Source organism: Chitinophaga sancti (genome assembly GCF_034424315.1).
GTDB lineage: Bacteria > Bacteroidota > Bacteroidia > Chitinophagales > Chitinophagaceae > Chitinophaga > Chitinophaga sancti.
This window is the reverse complement of sequence record NZ_CP139972.1, coordinates 1,739,005-1,762,870: the sequence shown is the minus strand read 5'-3', so window position 1 is coordinate 1,762,870 and position 23,866 is coordinate 1,739,005. Positions and strand designations below refer to the sequence as shown.

23 protein-coding genes are annotated in these 23,866 nt (G+C 45.3%); 10 read left to right on the top strand and 13 right to left on the bottom strand.

Annotated elements, in window-relative coordinates:
• Window positions 1–79 precede the first annotated feature (79 nt).
• The 5 genes from sufD to U0033_RS06555 form a co-directional block, all read right to left on the bottom strand.
• Entirely contained in the window at window positions 80–1,405 is a 1,326-nt protein-coding gene (sufD, locus tag U0033_RS06575) for a Fe-S cluster assembly protein SufD (protein WP_072363396.1), read from the bottom strand.
• Window positions 1,406–1,471: 66 nt separating this feature from the next.
• Entirely contained in the window at window positions 1,472–2,236 is a 765-nt protein-coding gene (sufC, locus tag U0033_RS06570; protein ID WP_072363395.1) for a Fe-S cluster assembly ATPase SufC, read from the bottom strand.
• A 57-nt stretch (window positions 2,237–2,293) separates the two neighbouring features.
• Window positions 2,294–3,736, bottom strand: a complete 1,443-nt coding sequence (sufB, locus tag U0033_RS06565) for a Fe-S cluster assembly protein SufB (protein ID WP_072363394.1) — start codon at window positions 3,734–3,736, stop codon at window positions 2,294–2,296.
• Between the two features lie 45 nt (window positions 3,737–3,781).
• Window positions 3,782–4,111, bottom strand: a complete 330-nt coding sequence (locus tag U0033_RS06560) for a HesB/IscA family protein (RefSeq protein WP_072363393.1) — start codon at window positions 4,109–4,111, stop codon at window positions 3,782–3,784.
• 30 nt (window positions 4,112–4,141) lie between these two features.
• Window positions 4,142–4,699 carry an NADPH-dependent FMN reductase gene (locus U0033_RS06555; RefSeq protein WP_072363392.1) on the bottom strand — a complete coding sequence of 186 codons (558 nt, stop codon included), beginning with the start codon at window positions 4,697–4,699 and terminating at the stop codon, window positions 4,142–4,144.
• Window positions 4,700–4,821: 122 nt separating this feature from the next.
• Between U0033_RS06555 and U0033_RS06550 the strand changes: the two genes are divergently transcribed.
• Window positions 4,822–5,472, top strand: coding sequence for a helix-turn-helix transcriptional regulator (locus U0033_RS06550; protein WP_072363391.1), 651 nt, complete (start codon window positions 4,822–4,824; stop codon window positions 5,470–5,472).
• Here the strand turns inward: U0033_RS06550 and U0033_RS06545 are convergent.
• From U0033_RS06545 to U0033_RS06530, 4 genes are all read right to left on the bottom strand, one after another.
• Window positions 5,469–5,960, bottom strand: a complete 492-nt coding sequence (locus tag U0033_RS06545) for a GNAT family N-acetyltransferase (protein WP_072363390.1) — start codon at window positions 5,958–5,960, stop codon at window positions 5,469–5,471. The two genes, U0033_RS06550 and U0033_RS06545, sit on opposite strands and share 4 nt — an antisense overlap.
• A gap of 330 nt (window positions 5,961–6,290) precedes the next feature.
• Window positions 6,291–6,866, bottom strand: a complete 576-nt coding sequence (locus U0033_RS06540) for a GNAT family N-acetyltransferase (RefSeq protein WP_083571685.1) — start codon at window positions 6,864–6,866, stop codon at window positions 6,291–6,293.
• A gap of 3 nt (window positions 6,867–6,869) precedes the next feature.
• The gene (locus tag U0033_RS06535) at window positions 6,870–7,988 is read right to left on the bottom strand and encodes an AI-2E family transporter (protein WP_072363388.1); all 1,119 of its coding nucleotides are present in this window, start codon (window positions 7,986–7,988) and stop codon (window positions 6,870–6,872) included.
• 136 nt (window positions 7,989–8,124) lie between these two features.
• On the bottom strand, window positions 8,125–9,054 hold the full coding sequence (locus tag U0033_RS06530) for a helix-turn-helix domain-containing protein (protein WP_083571684.1): 930 nt from the start codon (window positions 9,052–9,054) through the stop codon (window positions 8,125–8,127).
• A gap of 574 nt (window positions 9,055–9,628) precedes the next feature.
• On the opposite strand from U0033_RS06530, the gene porG reads away from it, so the two are divergent.
• Window positions 9,629–10,492, top strand: a complete 864-nt coding sequence (gene porG, locus U0033_RS06525; protein ID WP_143150817.1) for a type IX secretion system protein PorG — start codon at window positions 9,629–9,631, stop codon at window positions 10,490–10,492.
• Window positions 10,493–11,228: 736 nt separating this feature from the next.
• On the opposite strand, the gene U0033_RS06520 is transcribed toward porG, so the two are convergent.
• Window positions 11,229–11,453 carry a hypothetical protein gene (locus tag U0033_RS06520; RefSeq protein WP_072363385.1) on the bottom strand — a complete coding sequence of 75 codons (225 nt, stop codon included), beginning with the start codon at window positions 11,451–11,453 and terminating at the stop codon, window positions 11,229–11,231.
• A gap of 90 nt (window positions 11,454–11,543) precedes the next feature.
• On the opposite strand from U0033_RS06520, the gene U0033_RS06515 reads away from it, so the two are divergent.
• The 3 genes from U0033_RS06515 to U0033_RS06505 all read left to right on the top strand — a co-directional run bounded on the left by U0033_RS06515 (window position 11,544) and on the right by U0033_RS06505 (window position 14,632).
• Complete coding sequence (locus U0033_RS06515; protein ID WP_072363384.1) at window positions 11,544–11,867, top strand: hypothetical protein; 324 nt, start codon at window positions 11,544–11,546, stop codon at window positions 11,865–11,867.
• A gap of 379 nt (window positions 11,868–12,246) precedes the next feature.
• Window positions 12,247–14,172 (top strand): menaquinone biosynthesis decarboxylase, encoded by a 1,926-nt coding sequence (locus tag U0033_RS06510; RefSeq protein ID WP_072363382.1) that lies wholly within the window; start codon window positions 12,247–12,249, stop codon window positions 14,170–14,172.
• Window positions 14,144–14,632: a DUF6265 family protein gene (locus U0033_RS06505; RefSeq protein WP_072363381.1), complete on the top strand. Its 489-nt coding sequence runs from the start codon at window positions 14,144–14,146 to the stop codon at window positions 14,630–14,632. The genes U0033_RS06510 and U0033_RS06505 overlap by 29 nt, the downstream gene beginning before the upstream one ends.
• Window positions 14,633–14,737: 105 nt before the next feature.
• On the opposite strand, the gene U0033_RS06500 is transcribed toward U0033_RS06505, so the two are convergent.
• Window positions 14,738–16,321: a peptide chain release factor 3 gene (locus U0033_RS06500; protein ID WP_072363380.1), complete on the bottom strand. Its 1,584-nt coding sequence runs from the start codon at window positions 16,319–16,321 to the stop codon at window positions 14,738–14,740.
• Window positions 16,322–16,368: 47 nt separating this feature from the next.
• Here U0033_RS06500 and U0033_RS06495 point away from each other — a divergent pair, with 47 nt between their 5' ends.
• The 4 genes from U0033_RS06495 (at window position 16,369) to U0033_RS06480 (ending at window position 20,681) form a co-directional block, all read left to right on the top strand.
• Window positions 16,369–17,676 carry an ABC transporter permease gene (locus tag U0033_RS06495; RefSeq protein ID WP_177318663.1) on the top strand — a complete coding sequence of 436 codons (1,308 nt, stop codon included), beginning with the start codon at window positions 16,369–16,371 and terminating at the stop codon, window positions 17,674–17,676.
• A gap of 97 nt (window positions 17,677–17,773) precedes the next feature.
• Complete coding sequence (gene tsaD, locus U0033_RS06490) at window positions 17,774–18,778, top strand: tRNA (adenosine(37)-N6)-threonylcarbamoyltransferase complex transferase subunit TsaD (protein WP_072363379.1); 1,005 nt, start codon at window positions 17,774–17,776, stop codon at window positions 18,776–18,778.
• Window positions 18,779–18,832: 54 nt separating this feature from the next.
• Window positions 18,833–19,600, top strand: coding sequence for a tRNA1(Val) (adenine(37)-N6)-methyltransferase (locus U0033_RS06485; RefSeq protein ID WP_072363378.1), 768 nt, complete (start codon window positions 18,833–18,835; stop codon window positions 19,598–19,600).
• A gap of 34 nt (window positions 19,601–19,634) precedes the next feature.
• Complete coding sequence (locus tag U0033_RS06480) at window positions 19,635–20,681, top strand: mechanosensitive ion channel family protein (protein ID WP_072363377.1); 1,047 nt, start codon at window positions 19,635–19,637, stop codon at window positions 20,679–20,681.
• Between the two features lie 186 nt (window positions 20,682–20,867).
• Here U0033_RS06480 and U0033_RS06475 read toward each other — a convergent pair whose 3' ends face one another.
• On the bottom strand, window positions 20,868–22,067 hold the full coding sequence (locus U0033_RS06475) for an NAD(P)-dependent oxidoreductase (protein ID WP_072363376.1): 1,200 nt from the start codon (window positions 22,065–22,067) through the stop codon (window positions 20,868–20,870).
• 193 nt (window positions 22,068–22,260) lie between these two features.
• On the opposite strand from U0033_RS06475, the gene U0033_RS06470 reads away from it, so the two are divergent.
• Window positions 22,261–22,662, top strand: a complete 402-nt coding sequence (locus tag U0033_RS06470) for an NUDIX hydrolase (RefSeq protein WP_072363375.1) — start codon at window positions 22,261–22,263, stop codon at window positions 22,660–22,662.
• Window positions 22,663–22,764: 102 nt separating this feature from the next.
• Here U0033_RS06470 and U0033_RS06465 read toward each other — a convergent pair whose 3' ends face one another.
• Entirely contained in the window at window positions 22,765–23,856 is a 1,092-nt protein-coding gene (locus U0033_RS06465) for an aspartyl protease family protein (RefSeq protein ID WP_072363374.1), read from the bottom strand.
• Window positions 23,857–23,866: the final 10 nt, after the last annotated feature.

The window sequence follows — 23,866 nt, the reverse complement described above, 5'->3', positions numbered from 1 at the left end:
TATTCAATTTTGAAAAAACGGAGGTCATGTCATACTATGATGACATGACCTCCTGCAAAGATCGTAATTTCTTACGGAATTAGTTATTGATAGCGCCGGTTACGTACCTGCGAATCTTATCTGAAAGGAACGCCTGTAAAGCAGGAATGTGCACCTGATCGGTAATATCAAATGCAAATGCATTTACCATGAGTGTCTTGGCAGCTTCTTCACCAATACCACGGGAGCGGAGGTAGAACAATGCTTCTTCGCTGAAACGGCCTACGGTAAAACCATGGCTGCATTTCACGTCATCAGCATAGATCTCCAGCTGTGGTTGTGAGTTGATATTTGCCTTTTCGCTCATCAGCAGGTTATTGTTCTGCTGGAAAGCATTTGTTTTCTGTGCATCCTGGTGAACCATGATCTTGCCGGTGAATACACCTTTGGCATTATCCAGCAGTACACCTTTGTACAGTTCATTACTGTTACAATGGGGTACCTGGTGGTCCACGAAAGTATGGTTATCTACATGCTGTGTTTCGGTAGCAAGGAAGAGGCCATGCAGGTTGGTCTCTGTATTGCTGCCGGTCAGTGCCACGCTCAGGTTGTTACGTGTCAGTTCAGCAGCAGGCAGTGTAAAGTTAAAGTGATGGTAGCGACTGTCAGCTTTCTGCAGGGCAGAGGTATGGTAGATGTGGCGGCTGTTTTTAACAGTGCTCTGTACATTGTAATGCCAGAGTTCCGCGTTCTCTTCCAGTATTACTTCAGTAACGCTGTTCACGAATGCGATGGCATCTTCGTGCAGGTTTACGGAAGTCTCGATGAGTTCGAGGGTAGCGCTTTTATGCAATACCACCAGGTGGTGTGGCTGAATGAAAGCGTTTACAGCAGCAGTATATACATGAACGATGTGCAGTGGTTTATCGAGACTGGCGTTTACGCCGGCTTCCACGAACAGGCCATCGGCAAAGAAGGCTGCATTGAGCGCTGCAAAGGGTTGTTTTTGCAGATGCGGATGCTTGTCGAACCAGTTTTGTAAAGCGGCATTACCTGCGGCATCGCTGATTTTGGAGATGGTGATCTTTCCATCAGCAGGCAGCTGAGACAATTCAGTTTGCAGGCGGCCGTTTACCAGTACAGCGGTATAGCTGTCCAGTTTAGGAATGCTTGCACTGCTCAATTGTTCGGCAGTTACGGAAGATTGTTCTTCTTCTGCCAGGGTGAATGCATCTTTCAGATAGCGCTGTATGTTAGTATAGCGCCATTCTTCAGTTTTGAGGGTAGGTAGGCCAAGCGAGCGAAAGCGGCTGAAAGCGGCTTTGCGTGCAGGCAGGATGGCGTTGTTCACGTCTGCCTGCTGCTCAGGACCGGGCATCCCGTTAGATATAAAGTCGTAAAATGATTTATTGATATCGCTAGTCATGTGTTGAAATCTATAGACCGATTTGCCTGAGTTAAAATAATTTGTACGTTGTCAAAAGAGGGATCCTTATACGGATTCTTTCTGATGTACATCTTCTTTCAGCCAGTCGTAGCCTTTTTCTTCCAGTTCCAGCGCCAGGTCTTTATTTCCGGTTTTCACGATCACGCCATCTGCCAGTACGTGTACGAAATCAGGCACGATATAATCGAGCAGGCGCTGGTAGTGGGTGATCACCATGAATGCTTTGTCAGCAGCGCGCAGTTTGTTTACACCACTTGCTACGATACGCAGTGCATCGATGTCCAGGCCGGAGTCAGTTTCATCAAGAATAGCGAATTTAGGATCCAGCATAGCCATCTGGAAAACTTCGTTACGTTTCTTTTCACCACCGGAAAAACCTTCATTCAGAGAGCGGTTCATCAGGTTCGCATTAAAGTCCATCATCTGCTGTTTCTCTTTGGTCAGTTTCAGGAATTCCTTTGCTTCCATTGCAGGCAGGCTGTGGTAGGCTCTGATCTCGTTCAGGGCAGTCTTGAGGAAATTCAGGTTAGATACACCCGGAATTTCTACAGGGTACTGGAATGCCAGGAAGACGCCTTCGCGGGCGCGGTCTTCAGGAGACATTTCCAGCAGGTTTTTGCCGTCGAAGATCACTTCACCTTCAGTCACTGTATAGTTCTCACGACCCGCGAGCACAGAAGCCAGTGAGCTTTTGCCGGCACCGTTAGGGCCCATAATAGCATGCATCTCACCTGCTTTGATTTCCAGGTTCAGGCCCTTTAATATTTTCTTACCGTCTACTTCTGCGTGCAGATTTTTAATCGTCAGCATGATATGTTTTGTTTCTCTGTTGTTTGCTTTGTAAATAAATATATCGTTCCGCTGCTATTATCCTACACTACCTTCAAGCGTGATGGACAGCAGTTTTTGTGCTTCTACCGCGAACTCCATCGGGAGCTGGTTCAGTACTTCCTTGGCATAGCCGTTTACGATGAGGGCTACTGCCTGTTCTGTATTGATACCACGTTGGTTGAGGTAGAAGATCTGGTCTTCCCCGATCTTGGAGGTAGTCGCTTCGTGTTCTACGGTAGCGGTGCTATTCTTTGATTCGATGTATGGGAAGGTGTGAGCGCCACAGCGATCGCCTATGAGCAGGGAATCACACTGGGTAAAGTTACGTGCATTGGCAGCACGCGGACCTACCTGTACGAGACCACGATAGGTATTATCACTGGTGCCTGCAGAAATACCTTTTGAAATGATACGGCTGCGGGTATTGCGACCCAGGTGATATATTTTGGTACCGGTATCAGCAATCTGCTTGTTGCGGGTTACTGCTACGGAGTAGAATTCGCCTTCAGCATCATCGCCCTGCAGGATTACACTTGGATATTTCCAGGTGATAGCGGAGCCGGTTTCTACCTGTGTCCAGGAGATCTTGCTCCTATTTCCTTTACAGATACCACGTTTGGTTACGAAGTTGTAAATACCACCCTTACCGTCTTTATCACCGGGGTACCAGTTTTGAACGGTGGAGTATTTGATTTCTGCATGGTTCAGTGCAATGAGTTCCACTACTGCAGCGTGCAGCTGGTTCTCATCGCGGCGTGGTGCCGTGCAGCCTTCGAGGTAACTTACGTAGGCATTGTCGTCGCAGATGATGAGGGTACGCTCAAACTGGCCGGTATTTTCCGCATTGATACGGAAGTAGGTGCTCAGTTCCATGGGGCAGCGTACGCCTTTTGGAATATATACAAAAGAGCCATCGGAGAATACGGCTGCATTCAGCGCGGCAAAAATGTTGTCAGAGTGAGGTACTACGGTCCCCAGGTATTCTTTCACCAGTTCCGGGTGTTCGCGTACTGCTTCCCCGAAGGAGCAGAAGATGACACCCAGTTCAGCTAATTTTTCACGGAAAGTAGTAGCAACGGATACACTGTCGAACACCACGTCTACAGCTACACCGGAGAGCGCTTTCTGCTCATTCAGTGGAATACCGAGTTTCTCCATGGTAGCCAGGATTTCAGGATCTACTTCATCCAGGCTTTTTAATGATTTTCTTTTTGGAGCGGCGTAGTAAGAGATCTTTTGCAGATCCAGTTCCGGCATTTTGAAATGCTGCCAGCTGGGCCACTGCATTTTCTGGAAGGCAGCGAATGCCTTCAGGCGCCATTGCAGGAGCCATTCTGGTTCTTCCTTTTTAGCAGAGATGTAGCGGATGGTATCCTCGTTGAGGCCAACGGGAGCCATTTCCATCTCGATGTCGGTGGTAAAGCCAAACTCGTATTCCTTGTTGGCTATGTCGTCAATTATTTCGTTGCTATTTCTCATTTTCCGGATTAATTAAGTAAGCTGCCTGCTGTTTTTATTTTATTATTATACAGCGAAGCTCTCGCCACAACTACAGGTACGGGTCGCATTCGGGTTGTTAAAGAATAGCCCTTTACCGTTCAGACCGTCGCTGTAGTCCAGTTCTGTGCCGTAAAGATACAAGAGGCTTTTCATCTGTACTACTATCTTAACACCTTTATCTTCAAAGATTTGATCCCCTTCCTGTTTTTCTGATTCTTCAAATTTCAGTACATATTCCAGACCTGAGCAACCACCACCTTTCACGCCTACGCGAACAAAGGTATTGGGTGCATGGTTTTCTTTGACCATCAGATCCTTAATATATACGCTAGCTTTATCTGATACTGTGATCATAATTGCTTCCTTTTTTATGATATTAACCTATTACTGTATGTGTTTCAAAACCTTTGATTCTCCCAGGAGGGAGATGAGGCGATCGAACTTATTCTTATATGGCTCGGTAAAATCCTTTCCATCTGCCGTATACAGGTGTTCCTTCATGATAGGAACGGAGTAGGGTAGTACCCACGCTCTCAATGCTTTAGCTACGGAATCCATGGCATTGATGCCCTGCATTGCCTGGTGACCATCTCCCCAACTCACCAAAGCTACGACCTTTCCGGTTAAATATGGATTACTGAGTTTGCTCGTCATCTCTAACCAGTCCAGTGCATTTTTCATGACCCCGGTCATACTCCCGTGGTAAAGGGGAGTGAGCCAGACGAGTACATCCGCTTTACAAAAGGCATCGCACATAGCTTTTACGGATGCGGGCATATCGCCTTTTGGATATTCAAAGAACGGAATATGACCGCCTTTTGGACTGAATACTTCTGTAGTGTAGCCTTTCTGGCGGAACTGTTCTTCAAAATAGGCAGAAAGTCGGTTTGCCGTGGTGTATGGACTTGAATCCATCGTTCCATTGAAGATCAAAACGTTCATCTGTGTCCTTGTATTTATCGTTTAGCTTCCGGCTATTTGGACCGTGGAGCTCGTTGATTGTCGCAACAAATTTTTTTAACTCCTACAAAATTACGACATTTGAGAATAAAACAAGTAAATACTTGGAAAATTATAAACCCATCACGAAGGCAACGGCAGATAGATTTTTGCAGTTACTGAAAACGAAGGGGCCTCAGTCGGCCGCTATGCTGGCCGCTGCTTTGAACATTACAGGAGAGGGCGCCCGGCTGCAACTGCTGAAACTGGCAGAAGAAGGACTGGTGATGTCGGCGACGACATCTAAGGGGGTCGGTCGTCCTGTGCAGATCTGGGATCTGACCCCGGTGGGGCATGCACATTTTCCGGATACCCATGCGGAGTTTACCTTACAATTATTAGAAACGATCCGCGTGGAGCTGGGTGAAGAGGCGCTGGATAAGGTAGTGGCGGCCAGGGAACAGCAGCGGCATGAGAAGTATTATAATGCGCTGTCTGGTATCCGGGATGTGGCGGAGAAACTGGAGGCCTTTGCGGCTTTAAGGACCCGGGAAGGCTACCTGGCGGAATGGCAGGAAGATGGGGAGGGTGGATTCTATTTTATTGAGAATCATTGTCCTATATGTAATGCAGCGCTGAATTGTGCGAATATTTGTAATTCGGAATTGAAGACTTTTAAGCACCTGATGGGGGATGGTGTGGAGGTGGAGCGCGCTGACCATATTATCAGCGGCGCTCGCAGATGTGTGTATAAGATTGTGGTGCTGGTATCCTAATAGATCCTTTTACCAAGAATATCCAGGCTTCTTTCGATGCCATCCAAAACGGCAATATTGGGCATATGTGCCCAGGAAGTGAAACCCAGTTTTTCAAATAATTTAATACTCGGTTCATTGTGGGAGAAAATAAATCCCAGTAATGTCTTTATGCCAATCGATGGACATTGTGCCATCGCATATTCAAGAATTGTCCTCCCATAACCCTTACCTCGTTGATTTTCATCTAAATAGATACTTATTTCGGCGGTGCCGTCGTAGGCCGGGCGGCCATAAAAGGACTGGAAGCTTACCCAGCCTATCATGATCCCATTTTCTTCTACTACCCATAAAGGGCGTTTTTCCGGGTTGTGTACGTGAAACCAGGGCATGCGGCTTTCTACTGATACAGGTTCTGTGTCGGCAGTGACCATTCTGCCGGCAATGGTGCTGTTGTAGATGGCTACAATAGCGGGCATGTCGAGGGTGGTGGCGTTTCTGAATTGCATGGGGGCAAAAATATAAAGTTTTTTGAAAGCGGGTGATTTTTGGGATGAGCTGTTGAAGAATCCAGTTTTTTGTCTTAGAACAGGCTTAGTTATCGAAATGTAACCCTCAATCAGGGTCAGACCCAACCTATGAAAAAAAGGGAGATATCCCGCAGATAACCCGCAGATAACCCGCCTATAACCCGCAGATATCCCGCCTCTTTAAAGAGGCGGGATATCTGCGGGTTATTAGTGACTCAATGGCGGGTTATCCGTATTTTTAGCGTAGTATTATGACAAAGGCCCGCCATAGCAGTTAGCTATAGCGGGCCTTTTATTGCGATTGATTAATTAATAATGCAATTCGTAGTTATAATCACTGGAGAGTAAGCTGAACATATAGGTATCTACAAAGTGGCCTTTTTGAAAAAAAGCTTGCCGGAGGAGGCCTTCCTGCCGGAACCCTAATCTTTCCAGCAGGAGGAGGGATAGTTTATTAGCCGGGTCTACGACCGCTTCGATCCGGTTCAGCGACAATTCTTCAAAGGCATATTGTAATAAGCGGTTCAGGGAGGTGGTCATGATCCCTTTGCCCCAGAAGGCGGGAAGGAGGTCATAGCCCATTTCTGCTTTGTAATGCGTTCTGTTAATATGATGTAGGCCGCAGGTACCGATCAGGGTATCGCTGTCTTCCTGGTAAATGCCCCAGCGCATACCTTCTCCACTCAGCAGTTTTTCCCTGAAAAAGGCAACTAACTGGGCGGCTTCGGAAACGTTGATGAAGCGTTCTATATCCATAAAACGGATCACTTTTTCCGAAGAAAATAGATTGAACAATGCGGCGATGTCTTTTTCGCTGATTGGCCGCAGTTGTAAGTGGTCTGCTTCCAGTACAGGAACTTCCATCTCTTTATGTTGATGATTCATGCTTTACTTTTCGGGTGCCACCTCTGTCGCTGCTTTAGTTTCCTCCTCACTTGTATGCCGCACCTTTACTTTTTTCAGTGCTGCATCCCCCAATAAAATGGCCCAGGGCTTCATTTGTTCAATATTCTCAAAAATAATCTTCAGGATCGCAATAAACGGAATGGCCAGGAACATGCCCGGTACACCCCAGAGTAAATTACCCGCCACCACTGCCAGGATGGTTACCAGCGCATTGATCTTCACCTTACTACCCACAATTCGCGGCAGCAGCACATTGCTATCCAGGAAGTGCACCACCAGCAATCCGACGCCTACCTGTATCGTGGTCGCCAATGAACTATTCGTCAGTGTAAGCAACATAGAGATAACCGTGGCCACGTAAATTCCCAGGTAAGGAATAATATTAAAGATCGCAGCCATGATACCTAACAGTGTCGCATATTTGATACCCAGGATCCAGAAAAGGGTACAGTTCACAAGAGCCACTACCACCATTTCGAGCATCAGGCCCATCACATATCCCTTAATGATCAGCCGTGTTTCTACAATCACGCTGAGCAAGGTCTCGCGGTATTTTGAATCGAACACGGTAATGAGGAATGTAACGAGCAATGAACGATAGAGGAGGAGAAAGAAGGTATATAATAATACAAAGATAATAAAGATCAGCAGGGAAGACAATGAAAGGAGTGCTGTACTTACAAAAGCAGTAGCAGAGCCTAAAGTGCCCATGGCCAGTTGTTCTAAATAATCCATCTGGCGGGCGGAGTTAATGTGAAATTTCATATTGACCCAGGCTTGCAGATCTGTAATCGTATGTAGCAATTGTTGTTGCAGGTGTGGAAAATCGGCTACAAAAGTGCCCATTTGCGTAGTGAGCAGCATACTCACACCAATGAGCAGGATCACGACTAATAAGATGCAGGTAAGTGCGGCAAGGGCCCTGGAGAAGCGGCATTTTTCAAGAAAGCTGGCGATAGGAAGCAGCATGATAGCTATCAGAAAAGCAAAGGCCAGCGGTACCAGCAGCTCATGTCCCAGCCGGGCAATGTACATCAGCAGGATAAGCGACAATAGGGTGAAAGCAAGTCTTGCATTAAAGGGTAGCTTTACTTCATTCATGGGATGGCTTTATATTGTTTTATAAAGGAAGGGAAAAAAGAGCAATAAATTGGCCAATCCACAAATAAAAAGGTCTTGCCTGGCCGGCAAAACCTTTATTATTATTGTTTTGTTGTTGTTGTTTAAAGTGATTTTTTTATAGTAATTGCTTCAGATAAGGAATATAAATCTCACTCTCATTCGGCCCCACCATCGAAATAAAGAAATGATTCCCGCTCATCTTAAACACTCCTTCCTTCACATACCTGTCGATGAACTCATACATCGGAATCCCTGCCATGGCGAAATCCATCGGCACCGGCAATTTAATATAATGCCCTGCCGGTATGCGCTTTTCCATCAGGTTCTCAGTCCGCGCCATCGTCATCAATCCCATCGTCACGTCCTTACAGGGCAAAAAGATACCGGCGAACATACTCATTTGCTCGTACGAAGTGACCGGCACTGCATCCAGGGTACTCGTAATTACCTTTGCCTGTGGCAAATCCTGGATTTGCAGGATCTTCCGCAAGCGTATTTCCTCCCTTGTCATCTTCATAATCATCTGTACCACGGGATCCTGTCCTCTCGACAGGATGGTATAATACAACATACTCTCAGGCAGGTACGTCAATTCAGTTCGCTCAAAATTGAAGTAAGCTGTGAGTGTGTCACCCTTCTTATCAAATGCCTTGATAATGGAATCTACCAATTGAAGGGTGCGTTGTTCATTCGGTAAAGTGGGGATTTTTCTGAAGCCGCGCGGGCTTTGATCGAAATACTGGGTGAAGGCCTTTGTAAAAGCTGCTACGGTTGCATACCCGGAGCGTTCGGCAATTTCGCTGATGTTGTATCCGCTGTGCCTGAGCAGGCCTGCAGAGAGTTCGAGGCGATGTCGTTTTACATATTGCCAGTAAGGTTCCCCGATTACATGTGTAAAACTGTGATAGAAATAAGAGTAGGAAATTCCGAGCCAATCGGAAACGTGTTTCATCTCAAATGATTCCGAGACGTGATCATCTGCAAAACATAGTGCTTTGAGTGCTAACAGCTCCATTTGCTCAAGAGCGGGAGGTCTTTGTTTCATAGCGAAGTTTGTTAAAAGAGCGATCGGTAAGGGCTAAATGAGGTGCATCCTAACGGATCATTTCATCCAAAACGCTGATAGTATTTTATGATAAAATGATGTTATTCGAAAGTAAGGCATTCGCTGCAGATAATAAAAAAAACGTTTCAACAAATGTATACATGTAAACCCGCTAACACTCAGCATTTAAAGATAATATGTGAGTGTTTTAGGGCATTTATAAGTGAACGTATGTGGTGGGAACGGTAAGGAAGTGAGTAGTATAATATATTCATTTTATATTTTTTTCTAAAAATCACCTGTAACTGGCCAGGGCAAGTGAAGGAGGGATGTGGGAGGGGCCCTGTGGCCGTCTTCATTAAATTCGACATGTTTTCTTCCTGTTTTGTTCAGCCTGCAAAAATGTACTATTTTGCAGCGGTTGTTTTGAATGAGAATGCCTGCTTTACAATTTTATGCCAGTCTCCTTCGTTATAAAACAATGTCCTGATATTCCCCCTAGCAGATACCTATCGAAATGCGATGAAAAAAGGTCACTAATCAATCACGAAAGTTGATGCCAAATCTAATTGCATTGAGAAACCATTTTATGAGCGTTATTTCCAGGAAGGTACTTGTTACTTTATTTGTTTGTCTCCCCTTTGCCGTTTTTGGACAGTACTGGCAGGTGGGGGGTGCATTAGGGATTAGTAATTACAGCGGGGATTTATCACAATCAAAGGTGGATATGCGTTATACACGCTATCATATTGGCTTGTTTGTAAAAAGGGATCTCTCTCCACATGTTACGCTGGGTGCAGGCTTTACTTATGCACGCATTGCAGGAGCGGACAGCACCAACAAAAATGTAGATTTAAGAAACAGGAACCTGAGTTTCCGCTCGCCTATCCTGGAAGGTCATATTAGGTTAGAATTGAATTTATTTGATATTGATGATAAGGGATGGACTCCCTATGTGTTTGGCGGTGTAGGGGTATTTAATTTTTATCCGACTACCCGGGATGAGAATGGGGATGTGATCAGGCTGAGAGGGCTGAACACAGAAGGGCAGGGGCTTAAGCAGTATCCTGACCGTAAGCAATATAACCTGACGAGTGTATCAATTCCTTTTGGCGCAGGTGTGAAGTTTTTGGTGCGTGACAACCTGGTAGCAGGTTTTGAAGTGGGCCTGCGCAAGACGTTTACGGACTACCTGGATGATGTGAGCAAGGGGTATGCAGATTACAATACTTTGCTGGCTACCTATGGTGCGAAGACGGTTAAGTATGCGTATAGAGGACCTGGAACTTATCCTGTGGAAGGGTTTCCGAGAGGCTCGCAGAAGTATGATGACTGGTATGTATTTACCGGGTTTACGCTGGCATACCGCTTTGGTGGCGGCAAAGGGCCTTATAATCATTGGGGTAAACAGAAGGTGTCCAACTGTCCGAAGTTTTAGTGGGCAGGGCTGGAAGAAAAATTTTGCAGTGGAAATTGAAAAATATTGTATTTTAAACTCATTCGGGTGAGACCAAAACCATTCGATAGAGAATAGAGATTTTCGAATATAGCAGAGACATTCGATAGAGGCCAGAAATGTTTCAGTGAGTATAGCGCCATTCGATAGCGAATAGAGATTCTCGAATATAGCAGAGACTTTAAATTGAGGCCAGAGATCTTCCAGTGAGGCCAGCGCTATTCAATAGAGAATAGAGATTTTCAAATGAGACCAGAATTTTACTGACACCAGCGATTTACCCAGGACACAAAACTTTTATTCAAATACACCAAATGTTATTCAAAGACACTAACAACTAAACCTGTACAACAAATTAGTGGACGAACTGGACCATGTCGTCGCTAAACGAAACACAAAAATTGAAGCTCCTTAAAGATTTAGTAAGTGTAAGTTGGTGCTGGTCAACGATCTTCAGGGAATTTGGTTTTTGGCATACTTCTTGAAATTTCATAATCAAACAGGAAAAAGAGAAAGCGATATGCAACTGATCATTGAGATAGTCGAATTCAGAAATCGCGAAGAGAGTAAAGAATAAGAAGCACTGTGATGGTTGTATGCTTTTCCTCCCTGTTTATATAATTTGTTACCACTCTCCTCATGAAGATCCGAATCGCCTGACTCTAATTTTTTTACTAAATCCGTAGGATCATGAAAAAGATATTATTCATCATCTTATTTATATTAGGAGGGTTCGTTGTATCGAATGCACAGCCACCAAGGCCACCGCATCCGCATCATCTGCACTTACCGCCGCATCCTCCTTTGCCACCGCGTCCTCCTTTGCCGCCGCATCCGCATCACAGGGTGATACATCATCACCACTGGCATCACCGGCCGCACAGACCGCGCCCAAGGCCACATCGTTATCACCACCATGTGTATAGTTATGTAGCCCCGGCACACACTTTAGATGTGACTTTTAACGTTTAAGTATATATTAATTCCTATAATTTAATTCCAATCAATTTTACCAAAAACTAAATCATACAGTATGAAACAGATAGTATTAATGATGATGCTGATAGGAGGAGCCGTAGTAGGTGCAGAGGCACAGAATGGACATCGTGGAAATGGATATGAAAGAGGGTATCGCGTTCATGCTGGCCGTTGGGAGGATTGCAACAAAAGTTATCGCGGTGCTTATTATGATTGCCGCCCAGGTGCAAGAGTAATGGTACCAGTACCGGCACCGGTAGCAGTTTGTGCGCCTGCACCTGCACCAGTAGTTGTTTATGCACCAGCGCCACCGCCTGCACAGGAAGTTGTATATGTGAAGAGACCTAGAGTGGTGATTAATGCAAATATTAGCTTATAACCAGTATATTATTAAATGGGGAGATTGAATTGAGTTTTAGGTGGCCACAGGCCAGCTGCCCCCGAAAGACGCTTTGACCTTAGGTTGGAGCGTCTTTTTTTGTTGATATGATTTCGGGGTGAAGTCTTTGTGGGATGGTGGGATTGGAATAGATGGTTAGGCTGGGGAAGTGTTGGGTTTTTGGGGAGTGTTTTGCTTGGGCCCGATTGTGTTGTCGTTATTGGAATTAAATGGTTAGGCTGGGGTGGAGTGTTTGGTTTTTTGGGGGAGCGTTTTGCCGGGGCTCCCCACTGCGTCATCGCTATCAAAATAAATGGTTTTACCAGGGGTAAAACCATTTATTTTGGTGTTATCTTCGTACAAATTTTCGAAGATCCGTATGGCATATAAGAATTTAAAGCACTTCATAGATACACTGGAAAAGGCCGGAGAACTGGTCCGCATCAAAACCTTCGTAGATCCAATCCTGGAAATCTCCGAAATCACCGACCGAATCAGCAAATCTCCGGATGGCGGCAAAGCCCTCCTCTTTGAAAACACCGGTACCGACTTCCCTGTTCTCATGAACTCCATGGGCAGCCTCAAAAGGATGTGCCTGGCGCTGGGTGTCAACGAACTCGACGACATCGCCCACCAAATCGAAGACCTCTTCAAAATGCTTTCCAAACCGAAAGAAGGCATTCTCGATAAACTCGCCATGCTCCCTAAACTTGGTCAATTCGCCAGCTGGATGCCAAAAGTAGTCAGCGGCAAAGGCGCCTGCCAGGAAGTGGTGATGGCTCACCCGGACCTCTCCAAAATCCCGGTGATCCAATGCTGGCCTAAAGACGGTGGTCCGTTCATCACCCTCCCTGTCATTCACACCAAAGACCCGCACACCGGCATCCGCAACGTTGGCATGTACCGTATGCAGGTGTTCGATGGCCAGATGACCGGTATGCACTGGCATAAACACAAAGTCTCCGCTAAACACTACAACGAATACAAGGCGCTGAAAAAACGCATGCCGGTAGCCGTTGTTCTCGGTGGTGACCCTGTATATACTTATTCCGCTACCGCTCCTCTGCCTGAAAACGTGGATGAATATATGCTGGCAGGTTTTCTGCGCAAGCAGAAAGTGGAACTGGTTAAATGTATCTCCCAGCCAGACATCGAAGTACCTGCTGATGCTGACTTCGTAATTGAAGGTTATGTAGATCCGGAAGAAGACCTGATCTGGGAAGGGCCATTTGGTGACCACACCGGTTACTATTCCCTTGCAGACTGGTATCCCCGTTTCCATGTTACTGCAATCACCCATCGTAAAGATGCCGTATATCCTGCTACCATCGTAGGTATTCCTCCGCAGGAAGATGCTTACCTGGGTAAAGCTACAGAACGTATCTTCCTGGCACCGATCAAAATGGCGATGGTGCCTGAAATGATCGATATGGAAATGCCGGTAGAAGGGGTGTTCCATAACCTGGTGATTTCCAAGATTAAGAAAGAATATCCGGGCCAGGCGCAGAAAGTGATGAACGCCATGTGGGGCGCGGGTCAGATGATGTTCAATAAGATCCTGGTGGTAGCGGATCAGCATACCACTATCAGTGATTATAAATCACTGGCGCAGTATATGTTTAAGCACCTGAATCCTGCTACAGACATCTATTTCAGCCAGGGTCCGATGGATGTACTGGATCACTCCTGCTCTAAAATGGGCTTTGGTGGCAAGATGTGTATCGACGCAACGACCAAGTATGATGAAGAATTACTGGATAGTCATGTAAGAGACATCAAACCCGCTGCTATCAATAAAGCAGAACTGCAAAAACGTTTCCCCGAAATTAAAGGGATCAATGATAGCCTGCTGGCAATGGATATTCCTTGCCTGTTTGTGGCCGTACAAAAAGCACGTCCGCTACACGTTAAAGAACTGAATGAACAACTGTATGCACTGCCTGAAATGCTGGGCATCAAGATGATCATTTTTGTAGAACATACTGTAGACGTAAGTGATCTGGCAACTACCCTGTGGCGCTTCTGTAATAACCTGGATCCAAGAAGGGATAGTTTTGTAGTACGTAATCCTGTTGCAGGCCAGCCTGGAAAGGAATGGGCTGGGGTAGGCATGGATGGTACCCTCAAAACAAGGCTGCTGGATGGTTTTGAGCGTGACTGGCCAAATATCGTAGTTGCTGATGATGAAACAATCCGCAGAGTGGATGAGAAATGGGCTTCATTGAATATTGGTCCTTTCCTGCCATCGCCTTCGTTGAAATATAAACCACAAATGTATGGGGAAGAAGCTGTGGTACCACAGTAGTTGCCTGCTGCTGTTCTGCATCCTTTGCACGAACAGCTTTGCACAGGTAAAGCCGGCCGACTTTAAGTATGTGGATCATATTCTCGGGTATTGGCGGATGCCGACGAAGCACAGTACTTTTACAGAGTTGTGGGTGAAGAAAGATGATCATACCTGGGAAGGGAAGACACATCGTATAACCGGTAGAGATAGCGTGGAGATGGATAATATGCAGTTGGTGAGGAGTGGGAATGAGCTGGTGTTTACAATTGCTGCGGTGGCAGATCCGAAGAGCGGCAAACCAGTGCCGTTTAAGGTGACGGTGTTACAAAGCAATGGCTTTGTGGCGGAGAACCCGGCCTGTGATTACCCCCAGAAGATTGTATATAAGTGGAAGAAAGAGGATGAGCTGGATGTGCATTTTAAAGGGGTGAAGGAGAAGACGTTTAGTGAGATTATATTGGAGTATAAAAGGAAATAGTTATTTGCACTTAATTTGCGGGATTAATTCCTGGGTGAAGCATCCAGGAATTAATCCCGCACTCAAAAAATATGGGTGAGGGTTTTGCCCTCACCCATATTTTTGCTATTTATGTATTTCAGAAGTAAAATGGAACTCTATCGCCGGATTATTCGTTCTCTCCGTATTTAAATACCACTCAGATTGCGCCAGGTACACCAGGTGCCCATCCTTATCCTCTACTACATTAGCCCCTTTAAAACGGATAAACTCTTCTACCTTCGTCTTCTCACCCGTAATCCAGCACGCCTTATAAAACGGCAAAGTATTAAACATACAAGACGCCCCATACTCGTGCAACAACCTATACTGGATCACTTCAAACTGCAGATCTCCCACACAACCAATAATCTTCCTGTTCCCGTTATGCTGCGTAAACAACTGCGCCACACCCTCATCTGTCAACTGCCTCAGGCCTTTTTCCAGCTGCTTCGTCTTCATCGGATCCTTATTCACCACCTCCTTAAACAATTCAGGAGAGAAGCTTGGAATCCCTGTAAAATAGAAGTTCTCACCCTCTGTAATCGTATCTCCAATCTTAAAATTCCCCGTATCAAACAAACCTACCACATCACCCGGAAACGCATCATCCACTATATTTTTCTCACGGGCCAGGAAGGTATAAGGGTTGTTAAAACGTACATCCTTATCCAATCTCACATGGTGATAAAATTTATTCCGCTCAAATTTACCGGAACACACTCGTAAAAACGCGATACGATCACGGTGCCTTGGATCGAGGTTCGCGTGAATTTTAAAGATAAATCCACTGAATTTATCATCCGCCACCGGTACCATGCGTGTACTTGCCTCACGATCTTTTGGCGTAGGCGCAATCTCCACGAAGGTATCCAGCATATCCTTTACCCCGAAGTTGTTCACCGCACTACCAAAGAACACCGGTGCCATTTTGCCCTGCAAATACTCTGTATTCTCAAAGGTATCATACACACCCTCAATCAGTTCCACATCATTCCGCAGCTGTGCAGCATCTGTAGCATTGAAGTTCTTATCGACAAAATCACTGCTCAGGTCCGCCAGCGGCACAATATCATCATCCGTTGCCTTCTTGTTAGGCGCAAAGGATACAAAGCTCTTGTTATACAGGTTATACACCCCCTTGAAATCCGTACCGCCATTGATCGGCCAGCTCAAGGGACGTACCCTGATATTCAGTTTCTCTTCCAGTTCATCGAGCAGGTCAAATGGATTTTTACCATCACGGTCCATCTTATTGACAAAGATGATCACCGGGGTATCGCGCATGCGACATACTTCCATCAGCCTTTCGGTCTGCTCTTCCACCCCCTTTACGCAGTCGATTACCAGCACAACGCTGTCTACTGCCGTAAGGGTACGGTAGGTATCTTCCGCGAAGTCCTTGTGACCCGGGGTATCGAGCAGGTTCACCAGCATATCCCGATACTCGAAAGTCATCACGGAGGTAGCGACGGAGATACCACGCTGCCGTTCGATTTCCATAAAGTCGGAGGTCGTATGCTTCTTGATCTTGTTAGACTTTACGGCACCCGCAGTCTGGATAGCACCCCCGAAAAGCAGGAACTTTTCAGTCAGGGTGGTCTTACCGGCATCCGGGTGGGCTATAATAGCAAATGTCTTTCGTTTATTGATTTCGCTTGCGTACTTCATATGCGTTTGTACCAAAAATGTGTGCAAAGGTACGAATGAATTGTGAAATGGATGTAATCTCACAATTTATCATTACTTTACATTTGATCAATGATTGCCACAACGCTATGATTGCCACGATTAAAATATTATGGAGTAGCCTGAAAATGGCAGCCCAGGAGCTTAGAATGAACAAGCTCCGTACATTTTTATCCCTCTTAGGTATCACTATAGGTATATTCTGTATCATCACCGTTTTTACTGCTACCAATAGCCTGGAAAATAATATCCGCAAAGGGATGGAAGCCCTGGGCTCTGATGTGATATTCATCCAGAAATGGCCATGGGGTGGAGGTCCGGATATGCCGTGGTGGAAATTTGTGAACCGTCCGCAGCCGGAATACAAGGAATTGCGTTATATAATGGAAAGAACCCATACGGTCGAATATTCGGCGTTTGCGTTTTCTTCCGGCAATAAAAGACTTGATTATAAAGGGGAGTCTATGGAAGGGGTAGAATTCCTGCCCGTGACGGAAGATTACATTAAAATTCAGTCGCTGAAGATCATTGGCGGGCGTTTTTTTGCCGGCAAGGAGAATGACGGGGCCAATGTAGCCATTCTGGGAGGAAATATCTGGGATGGAATGTTTGGTAGTCCGGAGGCGGCATTGGGCAAGGTGATCCGCATAGCTGGCAGACCTGTAAAGGTGGTTGGCGTGCTGAAGAAAAAAGGTGCCGGGATGGATGCCATTAACTATGATAATACGGTCATGGTGCCTTATGCCTTTGGTAGAACGGTGGTCGATGAGCGGAAATATGGGGATCCTTTTATCATTGTGAAGGCAAAGTCGAACGTTTCTGTGAAGGAAATGATGGATGAGCTGACGGGGGTAATGCGGGCTATCCGCAGATTGCGGCCTACGGAAGATGATGATTTTTCACTGAATGAGATCACGTCGATATCCCAGAACCTGGAGTCCGTATTTGCGAAGGTGAACCTGGGTGGGGTGGTGATTGCTATGTTTGCCCTGATAGTGGGTGGATTTGGGATTGCCAATATTATGTTTGTGACGGTGAAGGAAAGAACGAATATTATTGGCCTGAAAAAGGCGATTGGTGCACGGAAGAAGGTCATATTGATGGAATTCCTGCTGGAGGCCATCATGTTGTGCCTGGTGGGAGGTGGATTGGGCCTGCTATTGGTGTATATCATCACAATATTGATCAATAGCACGGGGGTATTCCCGGTGGCGCTGACGTTTAAGAATATTATGGTAGGATTGAGTGTGAGTACGGTGGTAGGGATTATAGCCGGGTTTATACCGGCATATTCAGCATCGAAGCTGGACCCGGTGGTGGCAATCAGGAGTACCTGATGATAAAATGAAAAATATTGAAACCGCTTCTGTCGCAGGCAGAAGCGGTTTTTCTTTTCCCTTAAGCATAAGCAGATTTTCATTTAAATTTGCACCCATGTCAGTAAAAATACTCGCGATAGAGTCGTCTTGTGATGAAACCAGCGCATCTGTGCTGGTAGATGGAAAGATCCTTTCCAATTATATAGCTAACCAAACTATTCATGAGCAATATGGTGGGGTCGTGCCTGAACTGGCTTCCCGTGCTCACCAGGAAAACATTGTTCCGGTGGTGGACTATGCCCTCAAACAGGCAGGGATAAAGAAAGAGGAGCTGGATGCCATTGCATTTACCCAGGCCCCCGGCCTGATCGGTGCCCTGCTGGTAGGTAGTTGTTTTGCGAAGTCACTGGCACTGGCACTGAACAAGCCACTCATTGCTGTTCACCATATGCAGGCGCACGTACTGGCCAATTTCATCGAAGATCCCATTCCTTCATTTCCGTTCTTATGTCTCACGGTATCTGGTGGTCATACCCAGATCGTGCGGGTAGATAGTCCATTGCAGATGAAGGTGATTGGTGAAACCCTGGATGATGCTGCCGGCGAGGCTTTTGATAAAAGTGCGAAATTACTGGGCCTGCCTTATCCGGGTGGACCTTTGATTGATAAATATGCGAAACAGGGAGACCCGGAAAAGTTCAAATTTCCGGAGCCACAGATCCCGGAACTGAATTTCAGTTTTAGCGGCTTGAAGACTTCCATCCTTTATTTCCTCCAGGAGAAACAAAAAACCGATCCGGATTTTGTGCAAAATAATATGGCGGACATTTGTGCGTCTATCCAGCACAGGATAGTCAGTATTCTTATGAATAAGCTGAAGAAGGCATCGAAGGAAACGGGAATTAAAGAAATTGGTATTGCGGGTGGGGTGAGTGCCAACTCCGGACTGAGAACGGCTTTACAGCAATATGGTGAAAAGTACGGCTGGAAGACCTACATCCCGAAGTTTGAATATTGTACGGACAATGCAGCTATGATTGCCATCACAGCATATTATAAATACCAGGCGCAGGATTTTGTAGGACTGGATGCGGTGCCTGGAGCAAGAGCCGCTTTTTAAAGCCGCATTGCATAATTCTTTGCTCTTCAAAAGAAGTCGTTTTTTAAACATCACATGGCAAATCAATTTTTTAGTTTCAGGCAATTTACGGTTCACCAGGAAGACTGTGCCATGAAAGTGTGTACCGATGCGTGTTTGCAGGGAGCGTATACGGCTTCGAAGATCACATCGGCGAAGCGGATCTTAGACATTGGTACGGGTACAGGATTACTGAGCCTGATGTTGGCGCAGCGATTTACCGATGCATCTATCACCGCGCTGGAATTAGATACCGCAGCTGCGGCACAGGCTACACGCAATTTTGCGGCTGCGCCCTGGGCTTCCAGGATGAAGGTAGTGGTGGGTGATGCCCGTACCTTAAAATTAGAGCGCCAGTTTGACCTGATCATCACCAATCCTCCTTTTTACGAAGGGGATTTAAAAAGTCCTGATCCGTTAAGAAACCAGGCAATGCATGCTACCACACTGAGTTACCCTGCGCTATTGGATGTGATAGACGAGCATCTTTCTGATAATGGCGTTTTCTCTGTACTATTGCCATATACACCTTTTGCAGCGTTTGAAAAATTAGCTTTAAAGAAAGGTTTTTTCGCGCGCCAGGTAGTACATATAAGACATAGTGTAAATCATGAACATTTCCGGACGATAGCGATCTTTGGGCGGGGAGTGGTTTTTGAAACGGCTTTAGCAATTGATCGGAAAGAGGGTGAGGAGGAGATGGAAATTGCCCGTTACGAAGAAACGATGTCCATCAGGAATGGGGCGAATGAATATACACCGGAGTTTATCGCTTTATTACACCCTTATTATTTGTATTTGTAAAATTTAATTGCCAATATTTAGTTTCAATCACAACATGGAAGGTTTAAATCAGGTCTTTTGGGGGAATACGTTGTATTCCTATGTCATCGCGCTGGGAGTTATTATCATTGGATTGATTGTCCTGCGCATTGTCAAAAGTATCGTACTACACAGGTTAAGAAAGTGGGCAGAAAGCACTGTCAACACAGTAGATGATTTTATCATCAGCGTAATAGACCGAGCAGTGATGCCGGCATTGTATATCTCGGTAATTTATGGAGGTATTCATTACCTCAGCTTGCCTGAGAAGTTGGCCAGTGCCCTGCGTGGTGTGATAGTACTGATCAATACTTTTTTTGTATTGCGGGTATTGACGATGCTGATCGAGTATTCACTGATTTCTTACCTGAAGAAAAAGCATTATGCAGACCCTAAGAGGAGCGAAGTGAAAGGAGTGTTGATGATCATCAACCTGGTACTGTGGTGTATTGCGATTGTTTTTCTCCTGGATAATTTCGGTTACAATGTGACGACGATTATCACGAGTTTGGGTATTGGTGGTGTGGCCATCGCGTTGGCTTCACAGAATATTTTGAGTGATCTGTTTTGTTATTTCGTGATCTTTTTTGACCGGCCTTTTGAAATCGGAGATGCGATTTTGGTAGGGGATAAGAGTGGTACGGTGATGGAGATTGGGGTAAAGACAACCCGCATCCGTAGTACGAATGGTGAGGAAATGATCTTTTCCAATAAGGCGCTGACGGATTCCCGTATTCATAATTTCAAGCGGATGGAGAAGCGCAGGATAGCGTTCATGTTGGATGTGGTATATGAAACGCCGGCAGCAGTATTAGAAGCGATTCCTGATTTGTTAAAAACCATTATCACAGCGCAGGAAGGACTTGCGTTTGACAGGGCGCATTTTGCCAGCTATGGACCTTATAGTCTGAAGTTTGAGGTGGTGTATAATGTGCTGACGAGTGATTATAATAAGTATATGGATATACAGCAGGCGATTAACCTGGCGATCTTTAAGGAGTTTGCGCAGCGGAATATCCAGTTTGCTTATCCTACGCAGACGGTTTTCAATGCGAATGTTTAAGGAGTTTGCGCAGGGGAATATCCGGTTTGCTTACCCGACGCAGACGGTCTTTAACGCAAATATCCAGTAAAAAGAAGTTGTATCAAAAGTAAAATTTCCCGGATTTAATCCGGGTACCTGGCGGAGCGTTTCTTTGTTAAGAAAATTCTCAATGCCTTCAAATTACTTTCGATACAACTTCTTTTTTTATGCTGATACGTATTCTTCCAGGTAACTGAACCGCTCTGTAAGCGCCCCGTTAGAGGCAATCGTCGCATTATGAATGACCGTACTCTCTGATTTTAACAAATCATCAAATACATACTTCATCAGCTGATCTCCGAAGTACTGCGATGCATCCCGCGGCAGTTCATTCGGCAGGTTGCTCACGCACATCATATCTACACTATCTTTCTGGTAAGGAGCAATCAGCTCTTTTGTATGCCTGTCCACGCCATAAACAGGGTCTTCGATGGTGGAATCACCAATATTGCAAGGCACGGAACCGTGTTTATCATCAGTAATATCAGCAATCACTTTAATCCTGAAATTGTCCTTTGCGAGGTCGGCCCAGGTGAAGAGCGGGGGGATGCGTTCATCCCAGTAAACCCCGTTCATCAATATATCAGAGGCCGTCACGTAAGGCAGGAACCTGCAATCATATTGATCCGGATGATTATGGAAGTCTTCCCGGCTGTAGGTCTTATCTTTCTTTCTCAGGTAGAGTTCACCGGCCTTTAACTGGGTGTATACGGGGTAGGTATAGGTATTTATTAAATATTCCTCGGGAGGGAGGTATTTAATGCCTAGCAAGCCCATTACTTCCAGTGTACCTGCGGCCACTCTGCCGGAGCCGGTGATCACGATCTTTAGCGGGGGCAGTTTTGCGCCGAAGTAATGATTGATCAGTTCTTTGAAATCATGGCAGGCATACACGGGTGTGAGTGAGAAACTGCCTGTTTTACGGCCATAGGCCAGCAGGCCATTGTGTGCACCCACTACGCCGGCAAAGAAACCGAATCCCAGGATCCGTTGTCCATCCGGATGGACGAGACATTCGTAATCGATGAGGTTGATTTTCTTTTCCAGGATGGCTTTAAGCATTTGCTGGTTCTGCGGCTGCTTCTTTCGTGTATGAGAAAAGAATAAATATGTTTTGCCTGGCAATAGTTTTTCGGCAGGTACTTCTTTAATACCGAACAGGATCTGGCAGTGAGACAGGTCTTCTGACAGGGTGATGCCGGCTCGTTCGTATTCTTCATCTTTGAAGCAGCGCCATGGTGAGGGCTGAACGATGATGGTAACCTGGGGGTAGTGACGTGCAATCCATTGACATTGTGATGGGGTAAAGGCTACGCGATAGTCGTGGGGCTGTTTTTCTTCCCGAATCAGTGCGATATATAACATACTGGTGATTTGGTGTAGATTCAAATATCGGAAAAAATACAAAGTACTGAGATAATTTAAAGCTTCGATCTTCTATTCAATGCGGAACAGGTTGAGCCAATCCCAGGAAAAAGCTTTTAGGGATGCAGGAATAGGTATTCGTATTGATGAACGTGTGATTTGATTCTAAGAGGTGAATGGCTATTTTTGTGGGATGAAACGTATACATACAGCCGGCTTAGTCGTCGTAAAAGACAGGAAATTACTATTGGGGTTTAGCAAAAATAAGGGGGCCTGGTATTTACCTGGCGGCAAGATTGATGCCGGGGAAACTGCTTTGCAGGCGGTAAGAAGGGAAGTGGAGGAGGAGTTGAATATTTCGATTCCGGAGGAAGAGCTAAAGTGGTATTATCATATTACAGCGCCGGCATTTGGGGAAGTAGATCTGATGATGGAACAGGATTGTTTTTTGCATGAACTGAAGCAGGAAATTGTGCCTTCGGCGGAGATAGGGGCGCTGAAGTATTTTGATTCAGAGATGTATGGGAAGGAGGAGCACCAGGTGCCGGGGGTGTTAATCGCGTTTGAACGATTGAAGGAAACTGGATTGATTTAAGGTGCAGTGTTTGGATTCAGGATTGAATAGGCTGGCGCCGCATACATAGGGCCTAATATATGTATGGGTGCACTAAAAGTCAATCTCCAGCCTACCTGTAATTTATTGGCTGATCCTTAACCGCTGTCTACCTCTTTCTATCAATAAGCCGGGTGCTACCTCCGTTTTCTCAATGAGTTCCTTTACCTTATTAATATCACAAAGATCTCCTAATGCCTGCTCATTTACCGAAATCACCTTATCACCTATCTCCACATCCATCCTGCTCACATTTTTCTTCGTTATCACATACCCGCCCTTATCAATCCCTATCAAAAATCCAAACTTCAGCAACATATCTGTATATTGAAAGTCCTCTATCTTTTTCAAGGCAAGCATCCTGTCTTTTACTGAAACAATCACCTTAAAATGCTTCATGTATTCAAACCCAAGCTTGCTACTGTTTGTTGGCTCAATTAAGATCACCTGGTTGTGATCAGTAGTACCGCCCACACTTACATCTGCCTTTATCACCTCACTGCTAATCACTCCTTCCTTTCTCCCATACAATCCCAGCCCGCTATATCCAGTCATTTTTTGAGCAGCATCACTATCAAACTTCAACCCAGCTTTATCTGAAAGCTTTATAAACCCTGCAGAGCCAGAATCTAATAATAAATTTATCACTTGGTTATTTATCATTACATCTACCGATGGCCTGTTACCTTTTTTTCCAAAAGGCAACATCTCCTTTTTATCTATAGGACTGTCTTTATAAAATGATATTATTTTATTCGCAGGATCCAATTCTATTACATAACTTCCTAAGAGATCCATCCCCAATATGCCCGCTATTTCATTACAGGTGAATACCTGCTCGTTCATCTCTGTACTGTACACATTTACATTACTAAAAGCAATTTCCTTATTAGCACCCAATACCAGCGATTCTACTTTACTCTTGTAAAGCGTTTTAGATGCATTGTTTGCATCATCCACTTTTATTTTCCCCGTTTGCGGTAGTGTAATGTATTTTGAATTGATGATACTTACCTCTGCCCCCATGTCAAAAATGAACCGATAAGTACCACCATTTATTCCTAATGTTATCACAGGTACTTTCATGTTATCCTGGTAAGGGATAGAAACGATCTGTGATTTTGCACTTAGCGAAAACAGCAGGGAACTTAAGAATACCAGGGAATGGAATTTCATATAATGAGTT

What these genes read in the sequence shown, in the direction of transcription:
- U0033_RS06470 (WP_072363375.1), top strand. Translation starts at nt 22,261, where the DNA reads ATGAAACGTATACATACAGCCGGCTTAGTCGTCGTAAAAGACAGGAAA.
- U0033_RS06485 (WP_072363378.1), top strand. Translation starts at nt 18,833, where the DNA reads ATGGCAAATCAATTTTTTAGTTTCAGGCAATTTACGGTTCACCAGGAA.
- U0033_RS06465 (WP_072363374.1), bottom strand. Translation starts at nt 23,856, where the DNA reads ATGAAATTCCATTCCCTGGTATTCTTAAGTTCCCTGCTGTTTTCGCTA.
- U0033_RS06480 (WP_072363377.1), top strand. Translation starts at nt 19,635, where the DNA reads ATGGAAGGTTTAAATCAGGTCTTTTGGGGGAATACGTTGTATTCCTAT.
- U0033_RS06555 (WP_072363392.1), bottom strand. Translation starts at nt 4,699, where the DNA reads ATGAACGTTTTGATCTTCAATGGAACGATGGATTCAAGTCCATACACC.
- U0033_RS06495 (WP_177318663.1), top strand. Translation starts at nt 16,369, where the DNA reads ATGGATGTAATCTCACAATTTATCATTACTTTACATTTGATCAATGAT.
- U0033_RS06540 (WP_083571685.1), bottom strand. Translation starts at nt 6,866, where the DNA reads ATGAATCATCAACATAAAGAGATGGAAGTTCCTGTACTGGAAGCAGAC.
- U0033_RS06500 (WP_072363380.1), bottom strand. Translation starts at nt 16,321, where the DNA reads ATGAAGTACGCAAGCGAAATCAATAAACGAAAGACATTTGCTATTATA.
- U0033_RS06545 (WP_072363390.1), bottom strand. Translation starts at nt 5,960, where the DNA reads ATGCAATTCAGAAACGCCACCACCCTCGACATGCCCGCTATTGTAGCC.
- sufC (WP_072363395.1), bottom strand. Translation starts at nt 2,236, where the DNA reads ATGCTGACGATTAAAAATCTGCACGCAGAAGTAGACGGTAAGAAAATA.
- U0033_RS06535 (WP_072363388.1), bottom strand. Translation starts at nt 7,988, where the DNA reads ATGAATGAAGTAAAGCTACCCTTTAATGCAAGACTTGCTTTCACCCTA.
- U0033_RS06560 (WP_072363393.1), bottom strand. Translation starts at nt 4,111, where the DNA reads ATGATCACAGTATCAGATAAAGCTAGCGTATATATTAAGGATCTGATG.
- U0033_RS06515 (WP_072363384.1), top strand. Translation starts at nt 11,544, where the DNA reads ATGAAACAGATAGTATTAATGATGATGCTGATAGGAGGAGCCGTAGTA.
- tsaD (WP_072363379.1), top strand. Translation starts at nt 17,774, where the DNA reads ATGTCAGTAAAAATACTCGCGATAGAGTCGTCTTGTGATGAAACCAGC.
- U0033_RS06510 (WP_072363382.1), top strand. Translation starts at nt 12,247, where the DNA reads ATGGCATATAAGAATTTAAAGCACTTCATAGATACACTGGAAAAGGCC.
- U0033_RS06475 (WP_072363376.1), bottom strand. Translation starts at nt 22,067, where the DNA reads ATGTTATATATCGCACTGATTCGGGAAGAAAAACAGCCCCACGACTAT.
- sufB (WP_072363394.1), bottom strand. Translation starts at nt 3,736, where the DNA reads ATGAGAAATAGCAACGAAATAATTGACGACATAGCCAACAAGGAATAC.
- U0033_RS06505 (WP_072363381.1), top strand. Translation starts at nt 14,144, where the DNA reads ATGGGGAAGAAGCTGTGGTACCACAGTAGTTGCCTGCTGCTGTTCTGC.
- U0033_RS06530 (WP_083571684.1), bottom strand. Translation starts at nt 9,054, where the DNA reads ATGAAACAAAGACCTCCCGCTCTTGAGCAAATGGAGCTGTTAGCACTC.
- sufD (WP_072363396.1), bottom strand. Translation starts at nt 1,405, where the DNA reads ATGACTAGCGATATCAATAAATCATTTTACGACTTTATATCTAACGGG.